Origin of the sequence: Bacillus sp. MM2020_4 (assembly GCF_011250555.1) — a bacterium.
GTDB lineage: Bacteria > Bacillota > Bacilli > Bacillales > Cytobacillaceae > Neobacillus.
Window position 1 is genome coordinate 22,691 of record NZ_JAANMZ010000054.1, and the last position, 6,000, is coordinate 28,690.

Consider the following 6,000-nt stretch of genomic DNA (forward strand, 5'->3'; position numbering starts at 1 on the left):
TTGAGTTCCCTGATTCTAACCCCCTCCCTTTTATATAGTACAGCTTAAATGAAGTTGGAAAATGCCTAACCCCGTTGCATTAACACAACGGGGTCAGGCATCAGGTACTATACGAATGTAAATTCACTACGAATCATTATTCATGATCCAATCACTAATTTCCGAGATGGACATTCCAGAACTTTTTAAACGTTTAATTGTCTCAAGTCTTTTAACAGACGCTTCTCTTGGATATCTTCGTGTTAAATTTTCTTCTTCTTGCTCAAACGGAATTAAGTTTGCCTCAGTGTAATATTTTAACGTGCTATATCTTGAATCCGTTATTCGAGCTAGTTCCCCTATAGATATATATTCAGATTGAAGAATGTCATCTAATGAACGTCTTCTCGCCACTGCAATCCCTCCAAATTAACCAACAGAAGCAATAATAGTGGTAATTGTGTGTGAAATACCATCTATCATTGCAAATATTTCTTTGTTAGCAGGGTCCTTACGAAGTTCGGAGATTTTATCTTTAAGCTCCTTTTCTTCAAACTCGCTAAAATAATGATTGATTGTGTGATTTCCAATTAATAAACCTGATAAAACAATAGTATCTGTTGAAACTGGCCCTTCTTCTAATAGCTCGGCACGAATTTGTTCCACAATCTGCTTCTTTGACTTTTCACCACCGACAAATTGAGTGGCTTGTCCTACAATGCCACCGCTAGTTTTGGTGACAATATTTAGTTCCACTAAAGTATCACCAATCGAGTGAAATAATTCCTTGAAAAGCTTTCGATTTGTAACCAGATCTCTCGATAACTTTTTTAAATGGTTGGATTTTTCATCAAAAATCTTATGATAGACTAAACGTAAATACTCTTTGTCACTTGGTAATTCTTGTTTTATTGTCACTTGATTATCTGTCAGTAAAATAACATCCTCCAGAATAAGTTCCAAAATACCACTCGCAATCAAATAGGACCGAATGCGCATACTCCCGATAGGAGCAATGCCGCCCTTTTCATTTAATGATAACAATAAATACCTTTGAGAAATACTTAAATTTTCCACAAAAACACTCCTTATATGAGCAGAAATAAGCACTAAATTTACTTACTACTTACTACTTACTACTTACAATTCTAATCTCCACACATAAAATTGTCAATAAAAAATACTAAGTAGTCATTTATTACCTGCCGATAACTTTAAGAGACATTTCTACTTTTTTAAGCAGGGTTCGTGGTATCTCCCTTTAAATTATTATTTTTTTGAATCCAAAAAAGCCTAAAATGAGCAAGAAGCGAATAAAATCTTACTTATTTTAAGCTTTTTATTTGTTATTGTGGTGAGGGTAGTTATATAAAGGATCATCGGCAGAACCTTGCTACGGCATATGTATTCATAGAATAGGCGTTTCAAGGCTTGATTTGGGTCCTCAGTGGGTACGATTTATTTTTGCTATTTAAACAATACTGTTTACGCCATTTCCTTTATTACATCAAAGTTTATGAAAACAGCCTATTTTAAAAATCCTTCATTTACAATGACAATATGGAACTGGGTATCCAATTTCATATTAGGAAGGTAATCGGATCTCCAATTTTTTAATTCTTCTTTTGGAATTTCGTTTCGATAAAACTGCCCTAAACCCAAAATATCAGCTTCCCTTTTTTGCATTTTAGTAAATAGTTGGTTAAACCGATTAGTAAGGATCTCAGTTAGTTCTTTTTTTATTAAACTAGGGGATGGATTTCCTCTTGTTTCCATTAACCTGACCTTCAAATTGATTCTGCTTTGCATAAATGGTGTTTTTTCAATCAATTTGACTTTATTATCCATGGAATTACTAATAATTAATACGGAGGCATGGTCCAAAACTTCAATTTTTCCTTGAGTACTTTCTCCTTTAAAAGCATTAAATAAAAGGGTTTCTTCAGAGCTGATTTGATCCACCATTTTTCCTTTTCTAATTATTGCTGACCCAATTTGTTCCACGGGGGTTCTTTTTCCTCTTTGAATTAGCGGTACCGCAGTATCACGTGTATAGGAATTGATACTACGGTAAACTTCCCATACCCGAGTAAGTGCGATTTCAGGGGTCCATCCGGCATCTTTTTCAAAAAATTCGTATGTAGTTATTCCTCCTTTTTTTGTTTTTGAGAAGAACTTAGCCAAATCACCATTAAAAATGGCAATTAAGGCTTTTTCTGGAATATCACGTGACCTAACAAAACCAGATATAATGTCTTTTACACCTTGCTCTGCAAGAGCTCTGTCAATCAATATTACCTTTACATGTAGCAAATCCACACTGTCCTCCATATTTCTGGAAATGTTGTCGACCGCTTGAGTTATTGTTTCTCCTTTTGCTGATACAATTTCCATATTTGCTCTTGGTTGTTCTGATTCAGGGATCTTAAGAAACACCTTGTAATCGTCGTCCTCTTTCGAAATCCCCATGGTTATAGGAAGCGCTCGATGATTGATATCTTTATAATCCCAACATCCACTTAATGTTAGGGTCATCGACAGTAGACAACAGGTAAGAGGAATATAAGTGAATAGTTTAAATGGTTTCATTTTTACCCTTCCTCACTAATCGTAGTCCAAAAAAACAAAGCGATAAGGGGATAGCTATGTAACTGTAAAATCTAAAAAAAGTGTTCCACCATAATAGCTTCTCCACATCCTTCCAGTCTGGAATCAATAGACCGGTAAAAAAGACCAATCCAGAAAATGATACTAATAGAAAGACTGGTTTAATGGATGGAATATAATGGTTTATGATTCGAATCGTTTTCCATGTTGTCAGAGATGTGTAAACGATAACAAAAGTAATTAAACTTAAAAGAAAAAACATAGTGACTCTTTCAAACATGAGCCAAGTAATTTTTGTCGAATCTAAAACAACAACGAATGGTAGGAAAAGAGGGGATGCAGTTGACTGTCCAAATGTTAGAATTGGAATATATACTGAAAGTATAAAACAGGGAATAAGAATTCCTGCGGCCAACAAAACTCCTTTTTTCTCATAAGAAAAATAGGGCTGTACAAAACCTAGGAATAAAAATCCTCCGGCAAAGGCAGAAAAGCTCTGAAAGAAAACAGGTTTTGTTATGAAGCGGAAATCAGAATCAATTGGTATCGCATATCTCCAATCAACGTTTTGGAAAGAAAGAATCAAGATAAAAAGAATGATAGGCAGAAATAAGAAAGCCAGGAGTAGCCCGGTTCGAAAAATCACTTCAATTCCTTTTGCTGCCATGTAGGTTATAGTTGATAGCAGTAAAATCATAATCGCCCATATAGGTGTGTGTGATAAAAAGACAATGTTAATAATTTCTGCGTAAGCTCTGACAGCTATGATAATAACCATGATAAAATAGATCAAAGTTGGTGTAAGGAATAAGAAAGTTGTGATTTTCCCAATCCCTGAATAGATGCTGATAACATCTTTGTTCGGAAAAAAACTTAATCCCTTCATATAAATTAAGATTAATACAAAATGGAACACTATACCTATTAAAATCGGTGCCCAGTGACCTTGATTTGTACTGGCTATAATATTACCTGGGTACAAAAAAAATATAATTCCCAAATGACTTATAATATATATAAGCATGACAGGCAAACTCTTAACCATTATGGTTTTCATTCCTTTTAAAGTTTAAGTCGATATAGGGTCTTCCAAAGGTATTCACACTTGCCAAATGAGCAATGATTAATACCAGTCCAGTAACCATTCCTATAAGTCCAAAAATAGCAGCAAGGAAGACGATGACGTACTTATACAATCTTATGGAAACAGAGTTTTGAATACCGATAATGGTTGAGTTTGCAATGGTAGTGGCTGCAAGAATAATAATCAGCAGGTTGCTAACTAATTTAGCTTCTACAACGGCTTGTCCGAGTATAATTCCCCCTACCATTGTTATAGTTGGACCAATCGATTTTGGGAGCCTTACACTTGCTTCAAAGATCAATTCTAAAATAATGAGCATTAAGATAATTTCCACTAACGCAGGATATGGCACTCCTTCACGGCTATGGGCAACAGTTAAGGCAAGATCTACCTGCAGCACTTCAGGATTCACCGAAACTAATGCAACATACAATCCTGGAAATATCAAAGTCACTAAAACGCCCATAACCCTTAGAGCTCGTATAGAAATCATAAACAATGGAGGGAAATTTCGGTCATTTTCATCCGTAAACATATCCGTTAAAAGACTTGGAACAATCATCGCAAACGGCATCTCGTCTACAAAAATAATGACTTTTCCTTTTTTTAGAGATTGGACTGCTTGGAAAGGAACGTCAGTGGTATTAAATTTTGACACAGTCTCCCAAGAAGAAAATCCCATCATTTTTGAAAGACTTTGAATATTACTTATATCCATCTCTATTTTTTTTTCAATCTGATTATGAATGATTTCAACCAGTTCCTTATCTGCTTTGCCATCAATAAAAAGCAATGAGACTTTCTTAGTTTTATTAGGTCCTGTTAAGAATGAGGTTAAACAAAGATTACCCGAAAGAAATTGTTTACGAATGATTCCAATATTTGTTTCGATGTTTTCAGTAAAGGAGATTAATGGACCCAGCATTACATTTTCATTAGAAAAAACATCAACCGAACGATCTAACGTTTTCGAAACAGGCTCAACAATAATATAACGATTAGTATTTTCAAAAGTAATAAGAAGTTTGCCCTGATAAATCATGGAAATAGCCTTCTTTGTATCCGCTTCTTCCATTTTGCCAAGCAATGACCAAAATTCATCATCCTTAAATTTAGCCTCTGAGAAGGCACTTTTTGCATAATGTTGAAGGAAATCCCTTGTTTTATTTAAATCAACTAATGTCGTAAATCCTAATAGGACAACTGGAGTATCGGCGAGGTAATCCCGCTGAAAAAACAAATCATCGTTTTTCCCCAACGCTGTATTAATTTGTTGCACCAAAGAATCCATTATTTTTTCCCTCTCTAATAATTCTTTATACCTACCTTATTTTGGTGAAAAAAGGAAAATTTTATTCAATAATGCATTCCTATTCTCGAAAAAGTCATGGGAAAACATTCAAGTGATGGTGAGATTAGAGATTACGACCTATACACGGCCGCACACCTGCCTTTTAGTTGAAGGACAAAAGGGATCGCCGCAGCAATCCCTTTTGTAACATAAGAACCCTTTCGTTTAAAAATTGTAAATACATTCATTTATTTTTTAATCCCAGTAACGATTCTCACTGGAGGAAACATTGAAAAATGCAGTCTTGAAATCATTATATCTTTTAGACCAGCATTCTTAAACATGTGGGAGTATTCTTCAACATATTGAAAATCAAGTATGGCAACATGACCATTTGCTTTTAATACCCGAACCATTTCTTCAATGGCTTTTTGTCTTCCATTTTTATTACTTATATTATGAATGGCAAGACTTGAAGCAATAACATCGAATGTATTCGCTTCAAATGGTAAATCTCGGGCATCGGCGTTTATAATTTCTACACGTTCTTGAATTCCCTCTTTTTCCGCATTTTGTAAAGTTACGTTCGGATTATTTCCTGATTGGTCTTTGGTATTCCAAACATCTATTCCTATCACTTTTCCATTTGATAATTGTTTTGCTAATGAATGTAAAACAAATCCTCTACCGCACCCTACGTCAAGAACAAGATCGTTTTCTTTAATATTTAACTTTTCAATCATCCTTTTTACCACATATCCTTTTCCTTTTTTGCTACTCCAAACCATCATTATTGCCTCTAGTAGACAAACGGTTCCACCAAGGAGAAGAAGAATAAATAATACAGTCCAGACAATACCACTGAAACGAAAAATAAAAATGGTGACAATTAACAGGATTATCCCAATCAACAATAAATTTATCACGACATTAGGTGCATCTATACCATAATTCCCTTTATTTGCCATATCTTGTTTGAATTTAGTCATTTATATTTAACTCCCTTGTGAATAATGACAGATTACTCTCTATATACTAT

At 34.5% G+C, this 6,000-nt stretch carries 6 protein-coding genes; all 6 read right to left on the minus strand.

Features of this window, described 5'->3' with window-relative positions; genetic code table 11:
• Positions 1 to 126 precede the first annotated feature (126 nt).
• Entirely contained in the window at positions 127 to 393 is a 267-nt protein-coding gene (locus G6554_RS25815; protein WP_166245965.1) for a MerR family transcriptional regulator, read from the minus strand.
• 15 nt (positions 394 to 408) lie between these two features.
• Positions 409 to 1,056, minus strand: a complete 648-nt coding sequence (locus G6554_RS22230) for a GPP34 family phosphoprotein (protein ID WP_166245967.1) — start codon at positions 1,054 to 1,056, stop codon at positions 409 to 411.
• A 450-nt stretch (positions 1,057 to 1,506) separates the two neighbouring features.
• Positions 1,507 to 2,568 carry a Ger(x)C family spore germination protein gene (locus G6554_RS22235; RefSeq protein WP_166245969.1) on the minus strand — a complete coding sequence of 354 codons (1,062 nt, stop codon included), beginning with the start codon at positions 2,566 to 2,568 and terminating at the stop codon, positions 1,507 to 1,509.
• Positions 2,555 to 3,643, minus strand: a complete 1,089-nt coding sequence (locus G6554_RS22240; RefSeq protein ID WP_278251742.1) for a GerAB/ArcD/ProY family transporter — start codon at positions 3,641 to 3,643, stop codon at positions 2,555 to 2,557. Before G6554_RS22240 ends, G6554_RS22235 begins: the two co-directional genes overlap by 14 nt.
• Complete coding sequence (locus tag G6554_RS22245) at positions 3,624 to 4,961, minus strand: spore germination protein (RefSeq protein ID WP_166245973.1); 1,338 nt, start codon at positions 4,959 to 4,961, stop codon at positions 3,624 to 3,626. Before G6554_RS22245 ends, G6554_RS22240 begins: the two co-directional genes overlap by 20 nt.
• A gap of 248 nt (positions 4,962 to 5,209) precedes the next feature.
• Entirely contained in the window at positions 5,210 to 5,950 is a 741-nt protein-coding gene (locus tag G6554_RS22250) for a class I SAM-dependent methyltransferase (RefSeq protein WP_166245975.1), read from the minus strand.
• Between the last annotated feature and the right edge of the window lie 50 nt (positions 5,951 to 6,000).

What these genes read in the sequence shown, in the direction of transcription:
- G6554_RS22245 (WP_166245973.1), bottom strand. Translation starts at nt 4,961, where the DNA reads ATGGATTCTTTGGTGCAACAAATTAATACAGCGTTGGGGAAAAACGAT.
- G6554_RS22235 (WP_166245969.1), bottom strand. Translation starts at nt 2,568, where the DNA reads ATGAAACCATTTAAACTATTCACTTATATTCCTCTTACCTGTTGTCTA.
- G6554_RS22250 (WP_166245975.1), bottom strand. Translation starts at nt 5,950, where the DNA reads ATGACTAAATTCAAACAAGATATGGCAAATAAAGGGAATTATGGTATA.
- G6554_RS22240 (WP_278251742.1), bottom strand. Translation starts at nt 3,643, where the DNA reads ATGAAAACCATAATGGTTAAGAGTTTGCCTGTCATGCTTATATATATT.